The sequence below is a fragment of the Flavobacterium sp. genome, assembly GCF_047602195.1.
Taxonomy (GTDB): domain Bacteria; phylum Bacteroidota; class Bacteroidia; order Flavobacteriales; family Flavobacteriaceae; genus Flavobacterium.
Map to the genome: position 1 here is coordinate 1,944,830 of NZ_JASGHW010000004.1, position 18,152 is coordinate 1,962,981.

Sequence of the window (18,152 nt, forward strand, 5' to 3'; positions counted from 1 at the left end):
CAGGCGGTTTTTCGTTATCCCAAAAAATCGGAATATGAAAAAATCGCTTCTGCTTTTTGCCCTCGCTTTTCTGCTTTGGAATTGCGGCAAGGACACGCACCAGGTGCAAAGATCTTTTTGCTTTTGGAAAACCGATGCTTACCTCTTTGAGGAAGAAGATTCCCTTTTGAAAACGCTCAAAGTCAAGCATGCCTACATCCGTTATTTTGACGTGGGCTGGAATCCGTATGCCAAGGAAGCGGCACCGATTGCGACCGTAAGCCAGATTGTGGGCGATTTCGAGGCAATCACGCCATCGGTTTTTATTGCCAACGACGTGATGCAACAATCCGATAAAAAGCAGCTCGACCAATTGGCCCAGCGCATTTCGAACCGCATCGGGATGATCAACGACGAGTATTTTGAAAGAGCGGTGCGCCGCAGGGCCTATGCCATTTCCGATAAAGATTTTGAAACAAAGCGGGCGGCTCTTAAGGTGGCTGAAGACCAAATCAAACGGCTCAATGTCGATTCGCTGCAAAACGCCATCAGACCCAAAATAGAAGCATCCATCAAGGAAATCCTGATCGATTGCGATTGGACCGAAAAATCGAAAGCCAATTATTTTTACTTCCTGCAACAAATCAAAAAAGCATTTCCGAATCATTCGATTGCGTCCACGATCCGTTTGTGGCAATACAAATACTACGAAAAAGCCGGAATCCCTCCCGTTGACAAAGGCTTGCTCATGTGCTACAACATGAACGCCGTAGACAACCCCAAAACGGCCAATTCCATCGGCAGCAATAAAGAACTCGAAAGCTACCTCACGCACGACGATTACCAATTGCCGCTCGACATCGCATTGCCATTGTTCAGTTGGTCTGTGCTTTTCCGCGGCAACCAGTTCAAGGGGATTTTGTCGAGCAGGGTCGAAATATTGAACGATACGGTCGTTTTTAAAAAGACGGGCGACCATAAAATGATGATAATGAACGATATCCTGCTCGGGGATTTTTATGCGCGGTATGGCGATGAAGTCCGTGTCGAGAAAATTTCCGACAGTGAAATCCGCGAAATGATCGAAACCATCAAAGACCAGATCGACATCGGCGACAGCACCAAAGTGACCTTTTTCTCTTTCGATAAAAAATACATCAAAGACTATGGAACCAAAAACATTGCAGCGTATTATTCTCTTTTTTAGTGTCGTGTTGCCATGCTCGGTCGCGGCTTGCGGTTGGTCATGGGAGCCCGAGACGACGCGTTTGGCACTTTTCCGTGCGCAGCGCAATCATTTTCTTAAGTTGCAACCGTTTGCCTACAATGCGAACTGGTACAATGAGGCCGCATATACGCCGGATATTGACGAAAAGCGCAATTGTGCCGAATGGCAACAGCAACTCGGGAAAAATATTCCCATCGATGACATTTACAAAGTGCTGTATGAAACCGATCCCGATGTATTCCAAAGCAGTTACGAAACCCAAAATATGGCCAAGACTTTTGCGGACAATGCTTTTATTAAAGCGATTTCATTGCCGAAAAACCGAGCCTATTTCGATTATCTGGTGTATGCCAAGAAACTCGAATACAACAATACCATTTATGGCAAATGGGAAAGTTGGGATAAAATCGAACGCAATTATTGGGAAGAAGTCCCGAAAAAGAGTGCAGATATTAGCGGACTCAACGCAAAGTTGCTCTCTGCCAAAAACGATTTCCTGCGCCATCGGTATGCTTTTTTGTTGCTGCGCCACAATTTTTATAGCGGCGGAGGCGGTGAGGTAATTGCATTGTACCGTCAATATTTTGCAAACAACAACAAATCTGTTCTAAGCATCTGGGCGATGTATCATATGGCGTTGTGCCTCGAAAACAAAGCCGAAGCCAATTATTATTTGAGCAGGGCGTTTGTGGCCGGAAACGACAAGTCATTTGCTTGCGTGCAGCATTTCAATGATTCTTTGGTTCAGCAAACGTTGGCTTTTGCCAAAAATGATTTTGAAAAAGGCGTCATCCTCGCGATGAAATGCATGCGCAATCCCGCTCCGGCCTTGGCCGAATTGCAGCAAATCCAGAAACTGATGCCCAACAGCGAATACTTCAGTTTTCTCGTGCAACGTGAAATCAATAAATTGGAGGATTGGATTTTTTCGCCGGCGTATATCGAAGAAGCGCCATCGGTGACCTTCCAGAATTCGAATTGGTACCAACCCGATTTTGAAACGGCCAAGACCATCAATTACCGCACAGATATCGCGTATCTCAACCAACTTAAGGCTTTCCTGATGCAGATTCAACCCCGGGCGGCCGGAGAGCAAAAGGATTACCTGAGTTCGGCGATTGCCCAATTGTGTTTCATCGGCGATGATATTGCAAATGGCAAGAAGTACACCGCGATGATTTCCAAAAACGCCAACGCGTCGATCCAATTGCAGAAAAACATCCAGCTTTGTCTGGTGATGTTGCACCAAGACGACATCACCGATCCCCAAATCCAACAGCGACTCTTTGATTGTTTCGACGCCATGGAGAACACCGCCGAAAAAGATGATTCGCAATTCAAAAGCATGTACACGTTGTACCGCATTGCATCGTTGCAATACCGAAAAATCAACCGCTGTGATTTGGCCGGTCTGTTCTTCCTCAAATCGGATGAAAAGAAAGCAATGACGGCGGCCAGTGATTGGTATTTCCCGCCGTATAATTATTCGTATTACACCTACATCGGCTATTTCGAACGTTATGCGAGCTTGAAGAACATGGATGCGCTGATGGCTTTGATTGCCAAAAAAGACAAGACGCCGTTTGAGCGTTACATTTGTTCGGGCGTGGTTTTCAAAGACATCAATGTGTACCGCGATGTGAAAGGAACGATCGCTTTCCGCCAGAATGACCTTGAAACGGCTTATGCCGAATTCGCCAAAATCCCGACCGATTTTTGGGATGAGATTTCCGAATTCAGTTACCTCAATGAAGATCCGTTTCTTCCGAAAGTGCTCGCTTTTGCCCACGGTCCACGCAAATACAATTACCCTTTCAACAAGGCGCGTTTCGTTGCCGAACTGATCAAGCTTAAAAAGCAAAATACCGCCGAAAGCAATATGAGACTCGGCCATGCCTATTTCAACGTGTCCTATTACGGAAGTGCGTGGATGATGAGCGCTTACGGATGGACGTCGGGCGACTATGATTACAGCGATTATGTATTTGGCGGCAACCGGATGAAACGTGAGCAAGCCTACCACAATGGCAACTACTACGATTGTACGATGGCAAAAGCCTATTACCTCAAAGCGTTGGCCTTGGCCAAAGACAAGGAACAAAAAGCATTGGCCAGTTTGATGCTTTTCGAATGCGAGTACTATGCAAGCGGCACTTCCAATTTCAATTTCGACAGCGCCAAGGCGATTTTCAAACCCGGCCGTTGGATTTATGATTTCAATAACTTGTACGCCAATACGCAAACGTACCGCCGGTACACTTACAACTGTCCATTGCTGCAAAATTTTCTTCAATAAAAAAAGCGATCCGAAGACCGCTTTTACACATAAAGAGAAATATTTTTAGATGCTCGCGACAATTGCGGCAAAGTCGTCTGCTTTCAATGCGGCCCCGCCGATGAGTCCGCCGTCCACGTCGGGTTTGGAGAAAATCTCGCGCGCATTTTCGGGTTTTACGCTGCCGCCGTACAGGATTGAGACGTCTTCGGCAATGTCGCTGCCGAATGATTTGCGGATGGTTTCGCGGATGAATTCGTGCATTTCCTGCGCCTGTTCGGGGGTGGCGGTTTCGCCGGTACCGATGGCCCAAACCGGTTCATAGGCCAGGATGATGTTGGCCCAGGCTTCCTTGGCGATGTGGAACAAGCCGTCGCGCAATTGATTTTCAACGATATTGAAATGGTTGCCCGATTGGCGGTCCTTGAGTTCTTCGCCAAAACAGAAAATCACCTTCATGTAATTCTTGAGCGCCGTATCCACTTTATAGGCCAAAATCGAATCGGTTTCGTGGAAATAGGCCCGTCTTTCGGAATGCCCCAGAATCACCAAATGCACCCCGATGCTGCGCAACATGTCGGCAGAAATCTCGCCGGTATAGGCACCGCTTTCGGATTGGTGCATGTTCTGTGCGGCTACTTCGATATTGGTAAATTCGAGGTGTTCGACAGCAGAAGCCAGATTGGTAAACGTTGGCGCGACCACGATGTGCGCTTCCACATCATGCGGCAATTTATCGATTAAATCGTTGAGCAAATCTTCGGTTTCCTCAGCGTTCTTGTGCATTTTCCAGTTTCCGGCAACAATTTTCTGTCTCATTATAAAAGGGTTTTTAGGGTAGTATCTATTTTTTCAAAATCGGTTTCTACGGCGCGGTACAATACAATTTTCCCGGTCTTGTCGACCACGATGTATCTCGGGATCCAGTCGAGGTCGATGGCTTGGCCGAATTTGCCTTTCATCCCGTCAACGGCCCAAAAATGGTCGCCTTTGAGTTGGTGTTTTTCGATTCCGGCTTTCCATTTATCATCGGCCTTGTCCATCGATACGAATACATAATCGACCTCTGGATGGTTGTTTTGCAATTCCTTGAATTTGGGCATCGCCTTGACGCAATCGCCGCACCACGAAGCCCACATTTCGATGACAACGGTTTTTCCCTGGTGTTTCTTGAGGATGTCGCCGAAAGTGATTTCTTTTCCGTCGAGGGCCAGCAATTCGGTCTTTAAGGCCGATTTGGTGAATTCTGTTTTCTGTGCCTGGCAAGAGAGCGTGGCAGATATGAGGACAAGCAACAATAGTCTTTTCATAGTGTTTTTTTTAAAATACACACAAAGTTAAGCAGTAAACCGCAAATGTATCCCAAAGAATTATTAAAAATACTCGCGCGATTGACCGTAGCCCGAACTCAATCGTTGTTGCTTTTTTTGTGGATGTCCTTGTCGAGAAAAACGGGGCGGCTTTTCTTTTTTTGTTTCTTCGGGAAAAAATGGACGCGGACCACCATCGCCATGACAATGATGGCAATGGCGATGAGCAGACAGCCTGCAATGATGTGGAAGGTTTTGCCCATCGGCGGTTTTTCGCGCGTTGACATGTGTTCCACCATAAAATAGCCAATCCCAAAAGCCACCACGCAAGCGGTCGCGATCGAAAAGGTACGGCTCTGTATTTCTTTTACGATTCTTTTATCCATCTTATTGTATTATAGATTGAGCAGTGCAATATCGTTGTAATGCACTTTTTGTTTGATGGTTCCTTTTTCGAGTACCACAATACTCGGGTTGGCGCGTTCAATGGTTTTCAAAGTCGTCGCATCGCAGAAATAATAATCGAATGTAAGGCCGAATTGTTTTTTGTTTTTCGCGATTTCGCTTTCCGAAGAAGCGGTCATGCCGATGACTTTGTATCCTTTGGCCTTGGCCTGCTGGTTCAATTTTTCAAGTTGCCGCATGCCTGTGGCTTCGGCCTTTTCCAATTCGTAGGAAACAAATACCAGCAATTTAGGCTCTTGCAACAATTCGTCCTTGTAATCTGAACCGTCTTTTTCCATCGTGAAATCGTGGATGGGCGGTTTGTAACCTTCCGAAATCACCTTGTCTTTTCTATCTACGAAAGTCGCGCCTGCCGGGATTTTATCGAGTTCCTTATCGGTGAATTCTTTGTCGACTCCATTGACTTTGTAGATGAAAATCATCTCGACGATTGCTTTGGGTGCGCCTTCGGGGATTTCCATCCCTTTTTGGATGTTGGTGCCCACTTTATAGGCACGGAAATCTTTCAAAGGCAGATGGTTCAATACCCAATAGCCCATGAAACAGCACAGGAAAAGACTGATGGCGACCAATAAGTTGGTGGGTTTTTTGCCCAAAATCGGCTTGATCAATTTCATGTTGAAGAACAAAATCAAGATGAAGAACAACAGCACCACATCTTTGGTGAACGACTCCCAAGGGGTGAGTTTGAGCGCATCGCCAAAACAGCCGCAGTCGGTGACTTTGTTGAAATAAGCCGAATAGAACGTCAGGAACGTAAAGAAAACGATCATGAGCAACAAACTCCAAACCGTGAATTTGGGTTTGTACCCCACGAGCAGCATGAAGCCGAGCACGGTTTCAAAAATCACAATGAACACGGCAATGGCGAGTGCATAGGGGATGAAGAACGGCATATTCAAAACCGTTTCGCCAAAGTATTCGGCCAGTTTATACGAAAATCCAACCGGATCGTTGAGTTTGATGAGTCCGGAAATGATAAATAAAATTCCGACAAAAATGCGGGAGAATTGGGTGATAAAATTTTTCATCGGTACTGTTTTATTGTTGGTGGAAATCCATCAGGATCAAGGCAAAAACCGCATAATTGATCATGTCCTGGTAATTGGCATCGATGCCTTCGGAAACAATCGTTTTGCCGCGGTTGTCCTCGATTTGCTTGACGCGCAGGATTTTCTGCAGGATCAAATCGGTCAACGAGCTCACGCGCATGTCACGCCAGGCTTCGCCGTAATCGTGGTTCTTGGCTTCCATGAGGTCCTTGGTGATCTTGATTTTGGCATCGTACCACTGGGTGGCCTGTTCTACATTGAGGTCGGGTTGGTCGGCAATACCCAGGTCGAGCTGGATCAAGGCCATGATCGCATAATTGATAATGCCGATGAATTCCCCGGTTTCGTCTTCATTGACTTTCCGCACTTCATTTTCCTGCAAACTGCGGATGCGTTGCGCTTTGATGAAAATCTGATCGGTCAGGGAAGGCAGTCTCAGGATGCGCCATGCGGCCCCGTAATCCTGCATTTTATTGGTGTAAAGTTTACGGCAAATGGCAATGACCTTGTCGTATTCTTCGGAAGTATTCTTCATGAATTGCTGTATATTTGTATGGAAATTTTGAATTATGTTTGGTTTGGCCTTAGTGGTCTCGGGTCAAAAATAGCAATATTTCTGTGTCGTTCAACGGCGAAATGTACGGATAAAAGATAAAAACTAAAAATTCGCATGACAATCAACTGCAACGGCGCTTTAATCGATTTGCAACAGCCCAAGATAATGGGAATCCTGAACCTGACGCCCGATTCTTTTTTCGACGGCGGACAATACGACAGCGATTCCAAAATTTTGTTACGCGCCGAACAGATGATTGCCGAAGGCGCCACATTCATCGACCTCGGTGCTTATTCGACCCGTCCCGGAGCCGATTTCGTTTCCGAAGCCGAAGAACGGCAGCGCATCGTTCCGGTGGTAAAACAACTCAAGAAACATTTACCCGAAGCGCTGTTGTCGATCGACACTTTTCGGAGTACCGTAGCCCAAGCCTGTGTCGAAGAAGGCGCAGCCCTTGTCAATGATATTTCGGCGGGAAAACTCGACCCGAAAATGATGGAAACCGTGGGCCGCCTCCAAGTGCCTTTCCTCATGATGCACCTGCGCGGCAATCCGCAAACGATGCAAGAAATGACCGATTATGACGATATTGTCAAAGACATGTTGCTTTATTTTTCGGAACGGATCCAAACCGCCAGAAGTTTCGGCATCAACGATTTGATTGTCGATCCGGGCTTCGGTTTTGCCAAGACCTTGGAGCAGAATTACGAAGTGTTGCAAAAACTCGAATTGCTCCAAATGCTCGATTTGCCAATATTGGCGGGCGTTTCGAGAAAATCGATGATTTACAAAGCACTCGGTGTTTCAGCAGCAGAAGCGCTCAACGGCACTTCGGTGGTCAACACGATTGCGCTGACCAAAGGAGCGAAAATCTTACGTGTTCATGATGTAAAAGAAGCTGTTGAAGCGGTCAAACTTTACAATTTATGTAATCTGTAAAGCCACGAATTCACAAATTACTTCAAAAAATTCGAGAATTCGTGGTGATATTCAGCGTTAAGCTACTGATGGTGGTACGGTTCATTGCGCAAAATCGTAAAACCGCGGTACAATTGCTCGATGAAGAACAACCGCACCATCTGGTGGGAGAACGTCATCAGCGAAAGCGAAATCTTGCCCTGTGCTTTTTGGTAGACGGTTTCCGAAAAGCCGTATGGTCCGCCGATGACAAACACCAAGGTTTTTATTCCCGAATTCATTTTCTTTTGCAGTTCTTCTGAAAAGCCGACGCTTCGAGAAACTTTTGCCGTTCTCGTCGAGCAGGATCAATTGGTCGGTCGCGGTGATTTTGGACAGAATCAATTCGCCTTCTTTTTCTTTTTGCTGGTTTTCTGAAAGGTTTTTGACGTTCTTGATGTCGGGGATGATCTCGAGTTCGAATTTGACGTAGAACGACAATCGTTTGGTGTACTGGTCAATCAGTGATTGCAAGGCTTTGTCGTCGGTTTTACCGATGGCGATGAGCTTGATGTTCATTTTAGCTGTCTAAAAATCCGTCCTTCTTGTCTTCCTTTTTGGAAATTTTGTAGACCAGCAGGATTCCGGCCGCGGCTTCAAAAGTCATCCCGATGATCAAGGGCAGGCTCGCCAAAGGAAGTTTCATAATTTTGAGGATAGCCCCCAAAATCGTCAGCACCGCGCCAACGAGAAAAAGGATCAGGATCTGTTTATTGGTCATCGTCATTATTCCTTGTTTTTAAAACGGCTCAATACCTCACGGATTACGATCGCCGAAAGCGCACCGATCGCGAAAATCTGTAAAAACACTACCGCACGGACAGTATCGGCACCGTCCAGACGCGTGTAATTCCCGATCGATATGATCAGCATGATGGCGGCAAAAAGTCCTCTTTTGGTGTGGTGCATCGCTGTAAGGGTTTGATTGGCAAATATAACGACTTATCGCAAATCTTTTTTCATGCAGACGCTGTTTTCTACACCGGCATATTGTCCGTAATTGGGAATAATTTCGTAGCCACAGGCAGGATAGAGGTTGACGGCTTCGGTTTGGCGTTTGCCGGTTTCGAGTATGCAGGTTTTATAACCCAGTTCGGCGGCCCACTTTTCGAGTTCCGAAAGGACGCCTTTGGCAATGCCTTTTCCGCGGAGTTCGGGCCGTACGTACATGCGTTTGACTTCCATTTCGGTTTCCGAAACGGGTTTGATGGCGCCGCAGCCTGAAGGTTTGCCATCGGTATAAGCCACGACGACTTGTCTGAGCAGGTCGACTTTGTTGTATTGATGGTAGAACGCGTGTTCTTCGCCGTCCATCACAGCCAGGTATTGGTCGAGCAGGGTGACGAGTTCGCGGAAATCTAGGTTGTCGGAATCGGTTCTTCTAAGTTCGGTCATGGCCAAATTTTTTCTGCAAAATAATAAAAAATGACAAATCCATGTTAAGCCGTGGCCTGTTTTCAAAAGCTTTTTTCTTATTTTAGCCACCGTAAATTCACACCCAAAATGATTACCGAAGAACAATTCCAGACCGAACTCCAATTGATTATTGCCAACGCCATCCGCGAAGACATCGGCCCCGGCGATTACAGCTCATTGGCCTGTATTCCCGCTTCGGCAGAAGGCAAGGCCAAATTGTTGGTCAAGGATGAGGGCATCATTGCGGGCGTCGAATTTGCGAAAATGATTTTCCATTACGTCGATGCCGATTTAGAGGTGGAAACCTTTATCCATGACGGATCGCCTGTAAAATATGGCGATGTGGTATTTCATGTTTCGGGAAAATCACAATCGATATTGAAAGCCGAACGACTGGTTTTGAATTCGATGCAACGCATGTCGGCCATCGCGACCAAAACCCAACAGTACCAAAAATTGCTCGATGGAACGCCGTGCAAAGTACTCGATACGCGAAAGACCACGCCGGGTTTCCGTGCCGCCGAGAAATGGGCGGTCAAGATTGGGGGCGGGGAGAACCACCGTTTTGCGTTGTACGATATGGTCATGCTCAAGGACAACCACAACGATTTTGCGGGCGGGATTTCGAAAGCGATTCAAAAAACCAAGCAATTTCTCAAAGAAAACCACCTCGATTTGAAAATTATCGTCGAGGCGAGAAGTCTGGAGGAAGTACGTGAAATCTTAGCAGCGGGCGGCGTGTTCCGTATTCTGCTTGACAATTTCGATTATGAGATGACCAAGCAAGCGGTTCAGGTCATCGGTGACCAATGCCAGACCGAATCCTCGGGAAACATCAACGAGAAAACGATCCGTCATTATGCCGATTGCGGCGTCGATTATATTTCATCGGGGGCGCTCACGCATTCGGTTTATAATATGGATTTGAGTTTGAAGGCGGTTTAATTTAGACCGCTGCGCTGATGGATCGCTTCGCTGCAAGAGCAAAGACCGCTTCGCTGCAAGACTGGGTTTGCGTGAAGGATGGAAGCGGCATCCTTTTGCGGCCGAGCAGGGCCGAGCGTTAAAAAGCAGTTCGGTGAACTGTTTTAGCGAAGGAGCCAGGTGGCGCGAGGCGGGGCCGTAAAAGATACAGCGGACAGCCTGGCGGCGGCAACCCATTTGGATAAAAGTAGGAGGCCCAACCGCCGGCACGCCCAAAAAATATTAACTGTTAATTGAATAAATGAGTCGCATTCTCGAAGCCAAAATCGAAAAAATCCCCGTCGTCAGGAACCTGATGCACCTCACGCAACGCGTCAAGTTGCCGTGGCTCAAGGGCTTGTCGTTGTATGATTTGCTCGAGTTGTATATTATTGGGGTGGCGCAAGGCGCGATTGCGTACCGTGCGGGTGCGATTGCGTGGAGTTTTTTCATGTCGTTGTTTCCTTTTGCGCTGTTCATCCTGAACTTGATTCCGTACATCCCAATCGATAATTTCCAGGGCGATTTCCTGCGTTTTGTGGAAGAAAGTGTACCGCCGAGCACGTATGAGGCGGTGGCCAACATCATCAATGACATCCTCAACAACAGTCATTCGGGGCTCATTTCTACCGGTTTTTTCTTGTCGATTTTCTTGATGGCCAACGGACTCAACGCGATCATGGGCGGTTTTGAGACCTCGCGGCATGTCATCATCAAACGTGGATTCTTGAGGCAATATGCCGTGGCTGTGGCGATGTCTTTGTTGTTGTCGTTTATTTTGTTGGTGACCATTTCATCGATTGTCGTTTTTGAGGTGTTTATCCAGCAGACCAAAATCCAGGATGTTTTGAGCGACCGCATCCCGCTGTTGTCGATGGGGCGTTACCTTTTTGTGATTACCATGATTTTGATCACGACCTCGATCCTTTTCAAGTTTGGGATCAAGCGCGACAAGAATCGCTCTTTTATTTCGATCGGCTCGGTTTTTACGACGATTTTAATCATTTTATCTTCGTATTTCTTTGGTATTTGGGTCGTTAAATTTTCAAAATACAACGAATTATACGGTTCGATCGGTACATTATTGATCATGATGTTTTATATTTGGATCAACTGTATGATTTTGTTGCTCGGTTTCGAGCTCAACGGAACCATCAACAAGTTGAAGAAAAAGAGTCACCATAATCAAGAGCTTTCTTAAGTTTTTAGGAGCTTTTTCCGGCTATTAGAAATTGAAGTGTTTTGTTTTTGCTAAAGCAAAAATACCGGACAGCCAGTGGCTGTCCTCCTTTTAATTTCAAATTATCCGGGCTAAAACCGCGAGTCTATGAACGGAATTTTGTTGTCGATTGCCTTATTCGTTTCTTCTTTTGTATTCTCCCAACATTCTATTGTCGGCAAATGGAAAACCATCGACGACGAGACCGGCAAAGTGGTTTCGGTGGTCGAAATCTATGAAGCCAAAGGCAAATATTGGGGCAAAATCGTAGAACTCACCAATCCCAAAGACCGTGACAAGACCTGCGTGGAATGTTCCGGAACCGACCACAACAAACCCATTCTGGGGCTGGTTGTGATCAAAGGGTTGACCAAGGTCGGCAACGAATACACCAACGGCAAAATCCTAGATCCCAAACACGGTAAATTGTACAAGAGCATCATTTGTCTGGAAGGCAAGGACCGGCTCAAGGTGCGCGGTTACATTGGCGTTTCGCTCATTGGGCGGACGCAGTACTGGGAACGGGTGAAATAATTTCAGATTGTAAATTTCAGATTTCAGATTCACCACGAGATATGAAAATCTGAAATCTGAAATCTAAAATTTAAAATTTAAAATCTCTCCGTAACTTTACGCCTTAATCTCGAATTTCCTCCATGCCTCATTTTGTAGAAGTAATCCTGCCGCTTTCGCTCGCCAAGACGTTTACGTACCGTGTTTCCGAGGCCGAATTCCACTACATCAAAAAGGGGATGCGCATCGCGGTCCCGTTTGGCAAAAACAAGATTTACACCTCGCTTGCCATCGAACTGCACCAAAATGAGCCGATGCTGTATGAAGCCAAGGAAATCCACCAAATTCTGGACGAAACCCCGATGGTGAATGAAATCCAAATCGCGCATTGGCAGTGGATCGCTTCCTATTACATGTGTGCGATCGGCGATGTGTACCGCGGGGCGATGCCGAGCGCGTTGTTGCTCGAAAAGCGAGACCGTCATTTCCCAAAAGCCCAATGAATTTGTGGATGAATCTAATTTTTCGGATGAGGAATTCTTGGTGTATCAGGCTGTGCAGCAATCGAGTTCGCTCAAAGTTCACGATGTCGTTTCGATTTTAAACAAAAAAAATGTTTTTCCGGTCATCCACGGACTCATCCATAAAAATGTATTGTCGTTGCAGGAAGAAGTTTCGGAAGTCTACAAGCCGAAACTGGTGCGTTATGTGCGCTTGCACGTCGAATTCCGCAACGATGACAATTTGAGTGAATTGCTCGACATTCTCAAAAGATCAGAGAAACAAAAAGAATTGGTGCTGGCGTATTTCCAATTGATGGCTTCGGAACGCAAACCGATTACCGTCAAACAATTGGTCGAAGTTTCGGGTGCTACCACGGCGGCTGTAAAAGCGTTGGTCGACAAGGGAATTTTCGAGGAATACCATCTGCAGCACGACCGCATTAATTTCGAGGACAAACGCGAAGAACGCGATCTGGTCTTGAGCGCTGTGCAGCAAAAAGCCTTTGATGAAATCAATCTTGGTTTTGCATCCAAGGAAGTCACGTTGCTCCACGGCGTAACCTCGAGCGGCAAAACCGAAATCTACATCAAACTGATCGAACAATACCTCGCGCAAGAAAAACAAGTTTTGTATTTATTGCCTGAAATTGCACTGACCACGCAGCTTGTGGAACGGTTGACCGCTTATTTCGGCAACAAGGTCGCGGTTTTCCATTCCAAATACAGCAACAATGAACGCGTGGAAGTCTGGCGGCAGGTGCTGGAAAATTCAGAAAAAGCGCAGGTGGTGATCGGGGCGCGGTCGGCTTTGTTTTTGCCATTTTCAAACCTCGGAATCATTATCGTCGATGAAGAACACGAGCAGACATTCAAGCAACAGGATCCGGCACCGCGATACCATGCGCGCGATGCGGCGATTGTGTTGGCGAATTCCCATCACGCCAAGGTGTTGCTGGGTTCGGCTACACCGAGCATCGAAACCTATTTCAATGCCGTTTCGGGAAAATACGCCTTGGTGGAAATTACCGAACGTTACGGCAAGGTATTGATGCCCGATATTGAACTCGTCGATTTGAAAGACAAGTATTTCCGCAAGAAAATGAGCGGTCATTTCAGCGATACGTTGATTGAGCAAATTACCGAAGCATTGGCCTTGGGCGAACAAGTCATTTTATTCCAAAACCGCCGCGGTTATTCGCCGGTCGTGGAATGCATGACGTGCGGGCACGTGCCGCAATGCCGCCAGTGCGATGTGAGTTTGACGTATCACAAGAACAAAAGCCAATTGCGATGCCATTATTGCGGTTATTCGATTGCCAATCCCGTGAACTGTCACAATTGTTCGAGCCGCGATTTGACGACAAAGGGTTTCGGGACCGAACAAATCCAGCAGGAATTGATACAGTTGTTTCCGAATTCCAAAATCGGGAGAATGGACCAGGACACGACGCGCGGGAAATTCGGTTTTGAGAAAATCATCGACAGTTTCAAGAACCGCGAGATTGACATTTTGGTCGGCACGCAAATGCTCGCCAAGGGTTTGGATTTCGACAATGTGAGTTTGGTTGGCATCATGAACGCCGACAATATGTTGTACCATCCCGATTTTCGTGCGTTTGAAAGGAGTTATCAAATGATGACGCAGGTTTCCGGAAGATCAGGACGTTCGGAGAAACGCGGGAAAGTGATTATTCAAACCTACAATCCGAACCACAATACAATCCAGCAGGTCACGAACAACGATTTCATCGGCATGTACAAGGAACAATTGTACGAGCGCCAGATTTACAAATATCCGCCGTATTTCCGTTTGATTAAAATTACGCTCAAACACCGTGATTACGAAAAACTCAAGGAAGGTGCGATGTGGCTGTATCAGGTGTTGTCGCAAAACCTGAATATTCCAGTTTTGGGGCCCGAAGAACCGGCCATTGCACGCATCCGCAACGAATACATCCGTACCATTATGGTCAAGATTCCACAGAACCAGCCGTTGCAGGGCACAAAAAAAACTATCCAGAAAATACTGGATAGTTTTGAGTCTGTTTCGCAGTTCAGGCCGATCAAAGCGACCGTAAACGTTGATTTTTATTAGGCGATGGCCAAAGCGCGGACAAGATCTTCTTTCTTGTTTCGGCTCAAAGGTATTTTTGTTATTCCGATCTCAGCAAATTTACTGTTGAAACGTTCCACCTTATCAATGTTGATGATGTAGGATTTGTGGACCCTGATGAATTTGTCTTTCGACAAGTCTTTCTCGAATGATTTCATCGTAGAAAGTACCAGGTTGCTGTCTTCTTCGGTTACTACTTTTACATAGTCGCCAAATGCTTCGATCCATTTGATTTTGGAAGTGAACACTTTAAGCTTCTTAAGATTACTCTTAATAAAGATGTGTTCGCCATCTTCTTCTTGGTTTTCTTTCTTCAGCAAATGGAAGTCCATAGCCCTTTTGACTGAAGCATTGAAACGGTCGAGTGCAATCGGTTTCTGTAGGTAGTCCGTCGCATCATAGTCAAACGCTTTCATAGCGTACTCCGCCTTAGACGTGATGAAAATGATTTGGGGTTTCACCTTCAATCCGTCAAGGAAATCAAAACCGCTGATGACCGGCATTTCAATATCCAGAAATATCAAGTCCACGGTATGTACCGACATGCAATTTTTTGCTTCAATTGCATTGGAAAAATCACCAATTAAATGTAAATTTGGATGATTATTCACTAACTTTGCGATGATCATCCTTTGGATGGACGAGTCATCTACAACTACACAGTTTAACTTCATAATTTTTATTTATTATAGATTTGGTGCTGTAAAAGTAGAATAAAAATTCCAACAAACCTAATGTTTATCGGCTTTTTTTGCAATACAACGAATAAAGTTGAAAAATGTTTGCGTATTAAAATTTAATTACTACTTTTGCACTCATTTTAACATTTTTAAATAAATTATTTATGAATCATTATGAAACTGTTTTCATTTTAAATCCCGTTTTATCTGAGGTTCAGGTAAAGGAAACAGTAAGCAAATTCGAAGATTTCCTTACTTCACGTGGAGCAGAAATGGTATCAAAAGAGGATTGGGGCCTGAAGAAAATGGCTTACGAAATCCAAAACAAGAAAAGTGGCTTTTACCATTTATTCGAATTTAAAGTATCTGGCGAGGTTTTAATCGCTTTCGAAAACTGAATTCAGACGCGACGAAAGAATCATGCGTTTCTTGACGGTAAGTCTTGACAAACACGCGATCTCTTGGGCTGAAAGAAGAAGAGCTAAATTAAAAACCGCTAAAGCTTAATTATTATGTCTAACATCGAACAATCAGCAAAAGGAAAAAAAGACGGAGATATCAGATATCTTACTCCTTTAAATATTGAAACCAACAAGACTAAAAAGTATTGTCGTTTCAAAAAAGCAGGTATCAAATATGTAGACTACAAAGATCCTGACTTCTTATTGAAATTCGTCAACGAGCAAGGGAAAATCTTGCCACGCCGTTTGACAGGTACTTCTTTGAAATACCAAAGAAAAGTATCGGTAGCGGTAAAAAGAGCACGTCACTTGGCGCTTATGCCTTACGTAGCGGATTTATTGAAATAATTTTTAACGAGTTGTTGGTTTCCCAAAACCGGAACCTAACTTCTATAATACAAGGACAACAACATGGAATTGATCTTAAAAAAAGACGTTCAAAACTTAGGTTTTAAAGACGATATCGTAACGGTTAAGCCAGGTTACGGAAGAAACTTCTTGATCCCGCAAGGGCACGCCACTTTGGCTACACCATCAGCAAAGAAAATCTTGGCTGAAAACCTGAAACAAAAAGCGCACAAAGAGGCAAAAATTGTGGAAGATGCCAAGAAGCAAGCTGAAGCATTGAAAGCTTTGGAAATCAAGATTGCTGCAAAAGCAGGCGGAGAGAAATTGTTTGGATCCATCACCAACATTGATCTTGCTGAAGCTTTGGAAGCTGCTGGCCAGCCGATCGATCGTAAATTCATCACCTCAGGTGTGGTAAAACGTACTGGTAAATACAGCGCCAGCGTTCGTTTGCACCGCGATGTAGTGGTTGAATTGCCATACGAAATCGTAGCAGAGAAATAATATACTATATATAGGTATAGAAAAATCCCGATGTATGTCGGGATTTTTTTTTAGGAGCCATTCCGGCTGTCCGTTGCAATCTTTTTGCTTATGATTTTCTCATCAGGTTGTTTTGTCATTTCGGCGAAGGAGAAATCTGATCAAATATTTGGCAAAAAGGATTTCCACTGCCATCCGGGCTAATTAAAAGATTAAAAAAATAGAATGATTAAAAGATTGACGACTTTAACGGGTTGACCTCTAAATTTCAACGCAACGAATCTTTCAATTTTTTAATCTTTAAATCTTTCAATACAACAATGAAATACACAAGATTAACCAAAGAACAATTCGAAGAACTCACATCCGAGTTCATCAACTTCCTTGCGACCCAATCGATCGACAAGGCCGAATGGGACAAAATTAAACAAGAACAACCGCACATCGCCGAACAGGAACTCGACGTCTTTTCTGACCTGATCTGGGAAGGTGTTTTGACACGTGCGGAATATCTCGAGCATTTTTCAAGAAATCATATTTTCCTGTTCCGGCTTTCGGAGGCTTCGGTGCATTCGATTGTGCTCAAGTCAATGGTTGCTGAAATCGACTTCCTGACCAAGGAAGGCTTGCAATGGCTCAGCGACCACATGTTTACCGACGAAATCGAAATGAAAATCGGCAAAAAAGAATTCACCGAAGAAAGGAATGCTTCGGTTTTCGAGCTGATCAAACAAGGCGCATTTCTCAGTGACGGCCAATTGTACCAGCAGATCGACAAGATCATTCAGTCCTAAAAAAAGCCGCAATCAATTGCGGCTTTTTCAATACTATATATAAATAGGCGTTATTCCACGTTTTTGGCCACCGCCTGGTCAATCTTTTTTAGACTGTCATTGATGAACTGTATTTTGTTCTCGTTGTTGATGTTGTAGGAAAGGATTCCTTTGATGAGCCAGATCTCATTGATTTCACTGATGTGGATTGATACGTTGTTGAAAAAAGCATTTTCGCTGCTCAATATAAACGTATCGGGTTTCTCGCTTTTCTGGATGCGGTTGATGAACAATCCTTTGGCTTTGCTGACAATCACCACCAGGCTGTTTTCGGAAATGGTTCCGATTTCGCAGGATTCACATACCGCAAAAGAATTTTCCTCAATAATAGGGAACATGTTGTTGCTCAGAACCTGAAAGGCACGTGTTTCCTCGGCACGCACAAAAGGGAAGTTGTACTTGGGCAGGCTTTCGAGAATGCCTGCGCTTCCGATGCAATACTGGAATTGTACCTCCCGGCTTACCAATGGGGTTTCGGAGGTGTAATTGCTAAAATCTTTCTTCGGATTTTTCTTCTCAAAGAAGATGTCGTTCAAATCGATTTCGTAAAGTTCGCAAATTGCAATTATTGAAGCGTAATCTAAAGAGTTCCTTTTTTTCCAAGTGGAAATCGTATTTGGTTTGATGTTCAGGAATTCAGAAAGTTGAATATCTGTACTAATTTTCAGCGCTTTTTTTAATTTTTTTAAAATTAAATTCGCATTTAGAGAATTATTTTCTTGCATATTCGCAAAATGTTTGTACCTTTATCTAAGCGATTACAGATACGGGGTTAATATTTTTTTAAAAACTCGGCCT

General features: G+C 44.9%; 19 protein-coding genes and 3 pseudogenes. 11 read left to right on the forward strand and 11 right to left on the reverse strand.

Going from position 1 to position 18,152, the window contains the following annotated elements; translation table 11 throughout:
- The first annotated feature begins 34 nt into the window (after nucleotides 1–34).
- The gene (locus QM717_RS14790) at nucleotides 35–1,186 is read left to right on the forward strand and encodes a hypothetical protein (protein ID WP_415038557.1); all 1,152 of its coding nucleotides are present in this window, start codon (nucleotides 35–37) and stop codon (nucleotides 1,184–1,186) included.
- Complete coding sequence (locus QM717_RS14795; RefSeq protein WP_415038559.1) at nucleotides 1,146–3,503, forward strand: hypothetical protein; 2,358 nt, start codon at nucleotides 1,146–1,148, stop codon at nucleotides 3,501–3,503. Before QM717_RS14790 ends, QM717_RS14795 begins: the two co-directional genes overlap by 41 nt.
- Nucleotides 3,504–3,548: 45 nt before the next feature.
- On the opposite strand, the gene tpiA is transcribed toward QM717_RS14795, so the two are convergent.
- From tpiA to QM717_RS14820, 5 genes are all read right to left on the reverse strand, one after another.
- On the reverse strand, nucleotides 3,549–4,301 hold the full coding sequence (gene tpiA, locus QM717_RS14800; protein ID WP_415038560.1) for a triose-phosphate isomerase: 753 nt from the start codon (nucleotides 4,299–4,301) through the stop codon (nucleotides 3,549–3,551).
- Nucleotides 4,301–4,792 carry a TlpA family protein disulfide reductase gene (locus QM717_RS14805; protein ID WP_415038561.1) on the reverse strand — a complete coding sequence of 164 codons (492 nt, stop codon included), beginning with the start codon at nucleotides 4,790–4,792 and terminating at the stop codon, nucleotides 4,301–4,303. Before QM717_RS14805 ends, tpiA begins: the two co-directional genes overlap by 1 nt.
- Nucleotides 4,793–4,890: 98 nt before the next feature.
- Entirely contained in the window at nucleotides 4,891–5,178 is a 288-nt protein-coding gene (locus QM717_RS14810; RefSeq protein WP_415038563.1) for a hypothetical protein, read from the reverse strand.
- A 9-nt stretch (nucleotides 5,179–5,187) separates the two neighbouring features.
- The gene (locus QM717_RS14815) at nucleotides 5,188–6,288 is read right to left on the reverse strand and encodes a BT_3928 family protein (protein ID WP_415038565.1); all 1,101 of its coding nucleotides are present in this window, start codon (nucleotides 6,286–6,288) and stop codon (nucleotides 5,188–5,190) included.
- Between the two features lie 10 nt (nucleotides 6,289–6,298).
- Nucleotides 6,299–6,844 carry a DUF1599 domain-containing protein gene (locus QM717_RS14820; protein WP_415038567.1) on the reverse strand — a complete coding sequence of 182 codons (546 nt, stop codon included), beginning with the start codon at nucleotides 6,842–6,844 and terminating at the stop codon, nucleotides 6,299–6,301.
- A gap of 135 nt (nucleotides 6,845–6,979) precedes the next feature.
- Between QM717_RS14820 and folP the strand changes: the two genes are divergently transcribed.
- A complete protein-coding gene (gene folP, locus QM717_RS14825; protein WP_415038569.1) occupies nucleotides 6,980–7,804 on the forward strand; it encodes a dihydropteroate synthase in 825 nt (274 codons plus the stop codon).
- Between the two features lie 62 nt (nucleotides 7,805–7,866).
- Here folP and rlmH read toward each other — a convergent pair.
- The 4 genes and pseudogenes from rlmH to QM717_RS14845 form a co-directional block, all read right to left on the reverse strand.
- Nucleotides 7,867–8,341, reverse strand: a pseudogene (rlmH, locus tag QM717_RS14830) (23S rRNA (pseudouridine(1915)-N(3))-methyltransferase RlmH).
- Between the two features lies 1 nt (nucleotide 8,342).
- On the reverse strand, nucleotides 8,343–8,549 hold the full coding sequence (locus tag QM717_RS14835; protein WP_415038571.1) for a GldL-related protein: 207 nt from the start codon (nucleotides 8,547–8,549) through the stop codon (nucleotides 8,343–8,345).
- Entirely contained in the window at nucleotides 8,549–8,731 is a 183-nt protein-coding gene (locus tag QM717_RS14840; protein ID WP_415038573.1) for a hypothetical protein, read from the reverse strand. The genes QM717_RS14835 and QM717_RS14840 overlap by 1 nt, the downstream gene beginning before the upstream one ends.
- A gap of 33 nt (nucleotides 8,732–8,764) precedes the next feature.
- Complete coding sequence (locus QM717_RS14845) at nucleotides 8,765–9,217, reverse strand: GNAT family N-acetyltransferase (RefSeq protein WP_415038575.1); 453 nt, start codon at nucleotides 9,215–9,217, stop codon at nucleotides 8,765–8,767.
- 108 nt (nucleotides 9,218–9,325) lie between these two features.
- Between QM717_RS14845 and nadC the strand changes: the two genes are divergently transcribed.
- From nadC to priA, 4 genes and pseudogenes are all read left to right on the forward strand, one after another.
- A complete protein-coding gene (gene nadC, locus QM717_RS14850) occupies nucleotides 9,326–10,183 on the forward strand; it encodes a carboxylating nicotinate-nucleotide diphosphorylase (protein WP_415038577.1) in 858 nt (285 codons plus the stop codon).
- Nucleotides 10,184–10,463: 280 nt separating this feature from the next.
- Nucleotides 10,464–11,402, forward strand: a complete 939-nt coding sequence (locus tag QM717_RS14855; RefSeq protein WP_415038579.1) for a YihY/virulence factor BrkB family protein — start codon at nucleotides 10,464–10,466, stop codon at nucleotides 11,400–11,402.
- 126 nt (nucleotides 11,403–11,528) lie between these two features.
- Nucleotides 11,529–11,954 (forward strand): DUF2147 domain-containing protein, encoded by a 426-nt coding sequence (locus QM717_RS14860; RefSeq protein WP_415038581.1) that lies wholly within the window; start codon nucleotides 11,529–11,531, stop codon nucleotides 11,952–11,954.
- A gap of 122 nt (nucleotides 11,955–12,076) precedes the next feature.
- Nucleotides 12,077–14,531 (forward strand): annotated as a pseudogene (gene priA / locus QM717_RS14865) (primosomal protein N').
- On the opposite strand, the gene QM717_RS14870 reads toward priA, so the two are convergent.
- Complete coding sequence (locus QM717_RS14870; RefSeq protein WP_415038583.1) at nucleotides 14,528–15,223, reverse strand: LytR/AlgR family response regulator transcription factor; 696 nt, start codon at nucleotides 15,221–15,223, stop codon at nucleotides 14,528–14,530. The pseudogene priA and the gene QM717_RS14870 overlap by 4 nt on opposite strands.
- A 170-nt stretch (nucleotides 15,224–15,393) precedes the next feature.
- Between QM717_RS14870 and rpsF the strand changes: the two are divergent.
- The 4 genes and pseudogenes from rpsF (at nucleotide 15,394) to QM717_RS14890 (ending at nucleotide 17,315) form a co-directional block, all read left to right on the forward strand.
- A pseudogene (gene rpsF / locus QM717_RS14875) lies at nucleotides 15,394–15,736 on the forward strand (30S ribosomal protein S6).
- Nucleotides 15,737–15,741: 5 nt separating this feature from the next.
- Entirely contained in the window at nucleotides 15,742–16,038 is a 297-nt protein-coding gene (gene rpsR, locus QM717_RS14880; protein WP_415038584.1) for a 30S ribosomal protein S18, read from the forward strand.
- 63 nt (nucleotides 16,039–16,101) lie between these two features.
- Nucleotides 16,102–16,542 carry a 50S ribosomal protein L9 gene (gene rplI / locus QM717_RS14885; RefSeq protein ID WP_415038585.1) on the forward strand — a complete coding sequence of 147 codons (441 nt, stop codon included), beginning with the start codon at nucleotides 16,102–16,104 and terminating at the stop codon, nucleotides 16,540–16,542.
- Between the two features lie 299 nt (nucleotides 16,543–16,841).
- Nucleotides 16,842–17,315, forward strand: coding sequence for a DUF6495 family protein (locus tag QM717_RS14890; protein ID WP_415038586.1), 474 nt, complete (start codon nucleotides 16,842–16,844; stop codon nucleotides 17,313–17,315).
- 50 nt (nucleotides 17,316–17,365) lie between these two features.
- Here the strand turns inward: QM717_RS14890 and QM717_RS14895 are convergent, their stop codons facing one another.
- Nucleotides 17,366–18,079, reverse strand: coding sequence for a LexA family transcriptional regulator (locus QM717_RS14895; protein ID WP_415038588.1), 714 nt, complete (start codon nucleotides 18,077–18,079; stop codon nucleotides 17,366–17,368).
- Nucleotides 18,080–18,152 lie beyond the last annotated feature (73 nt).

Excerpts from the sequence above, each read along its gene's own strand:
- QM717_RS14855 (WP_415038579.1), top strand. The coding sequence starts at position 10,464 with ATGAGTCGCATTCTCGAAGCCAAAATCGAAAAAATCCCCGTCGTCAGG.
- QM717_RS14795 (WP_415038559.1), top strand. The coding sequence starts at position 1,146 with ATGGAACCAAAAACATTGCAGCGTATTATTCTCTTTTTTAGTGTCGTG.
- QM717_RS14805 (WP_415038561.1), bottom strand. The coding sequence starts at position 4,792 with ATGAAAAGACTATTGTTGCTTGTCCTCATATCTGCCACGCTCTCTTGC.
- QM717_RS14815 (WP_415038565.1), bottom strand. The coding sequence starts at position 6,288 with ATGAAAAATTTTATCACCCAATTCTCCCGCATTTTTGTCGGAATTTTA.
- tpiA (WP_415038560.1), bottom strand. The coding sequence starts at position 4,301 with ATGAGACAGAAAATTGTTGCCGGAAACTGGAAAATGCACAAGAACGCT.
- rpsR (WP_415038584.1), top strand. The coding sequence starts at position 15,742 with ATGTCTAACATCGAACAATCAGCAAAAGGAAAAAAAGACGGAGATATC.
- QM717_RS14845 (WP_415038575.1), bottom strand. The coding sequence starts at position 9,217 with ATGACCGAACTTAGAAGAACCGATTCCGACAACCTAGATTTCCGCGAA.
- QM717_RS14890 (WP_415038586.1), top strand. The coding sequence starts at position 16,842 with ATGAAATACACAAGATTAACCAAAGAACAATTCGAAGAACTCACATCC.
- QM717_RS14895 (WP_415038588.1), bottom strand. The coding sequence starts at position 18,079 with ATGCAAGAAAATAATTCTCTAAATGCGAATTTAATTTTAAAAAAATTA.
- QM717_RS14860 (WP_415038581.1), top strand. The coding sequence starts at position 11,529 with ATGAACGGAATTTTGTTGTCGATTGCCTTATTCGTTTCTTCTTTTGTA.
- QM717_RS14835 (WP_415038571.1), bottom strand. The coding sequence starts at position 8,549 with ATGACGATGACCAATAAACAGATCCTGATCCTTTTTCTCGTTGGCGCG.
- folP (WP_415038569.1), top strand. The coding sequence starts at position 6,980 with ATGACAATCAACTGCAACGGCGCTTTAATCGATTTGCAACAGCCCAAG.
- QM717_RS14810 (WP_415038563.1), bottom strand. The coding sequence starts at position 5,178 with ATGGATAAAAGAATCGTAAAAGAAATACAGAGCCGTACCTTTTCGATC.
- QM717_RS14870 (WP_415038583.1), bottom strand. The coding sequence starts at position 15,223 with ATGAAGTTAAACTGTGTAGTTGTAGATGACTCGTCCATCCAAAGGATG.
- QM717_RS14790 (WP_415038557.1), top strand. The coding sequence starts at position 35 with ATGAAAAAATCGCTTCTGCTTTTTGCCCTCGCTTTTCTGCTTTGGAAT.
- QM717_RS14840 (WP_415038573.1), bottom strand. The coding sequence starts at position 8,731 with ATGCACCACACCAAAAGAGGACTTTTTGCCGCCATCATGCTGATCATA.
- nadC (WP_415038577.1), top strand. The coding sequence starts at position 9,326 with ATGATTACCGAAGAACAATTCCAGACCGAACTCCAATTGATTATTGCC.
- QM717_RS14820 (WP_415038567.1), bottom strand. The coding sequence starts at position 6,844 with ATGAAGAATACTTCCGAAGAATACGACAAGGTCATTGCCATTTGCCGT.
- rplI (WP_415038585.1), top strand. The coding sequence starts at position 16,102 with ATGGAATTGATCTTAAAAAAAGACGTTCAAAACTTAGGTTTTAAAGAC.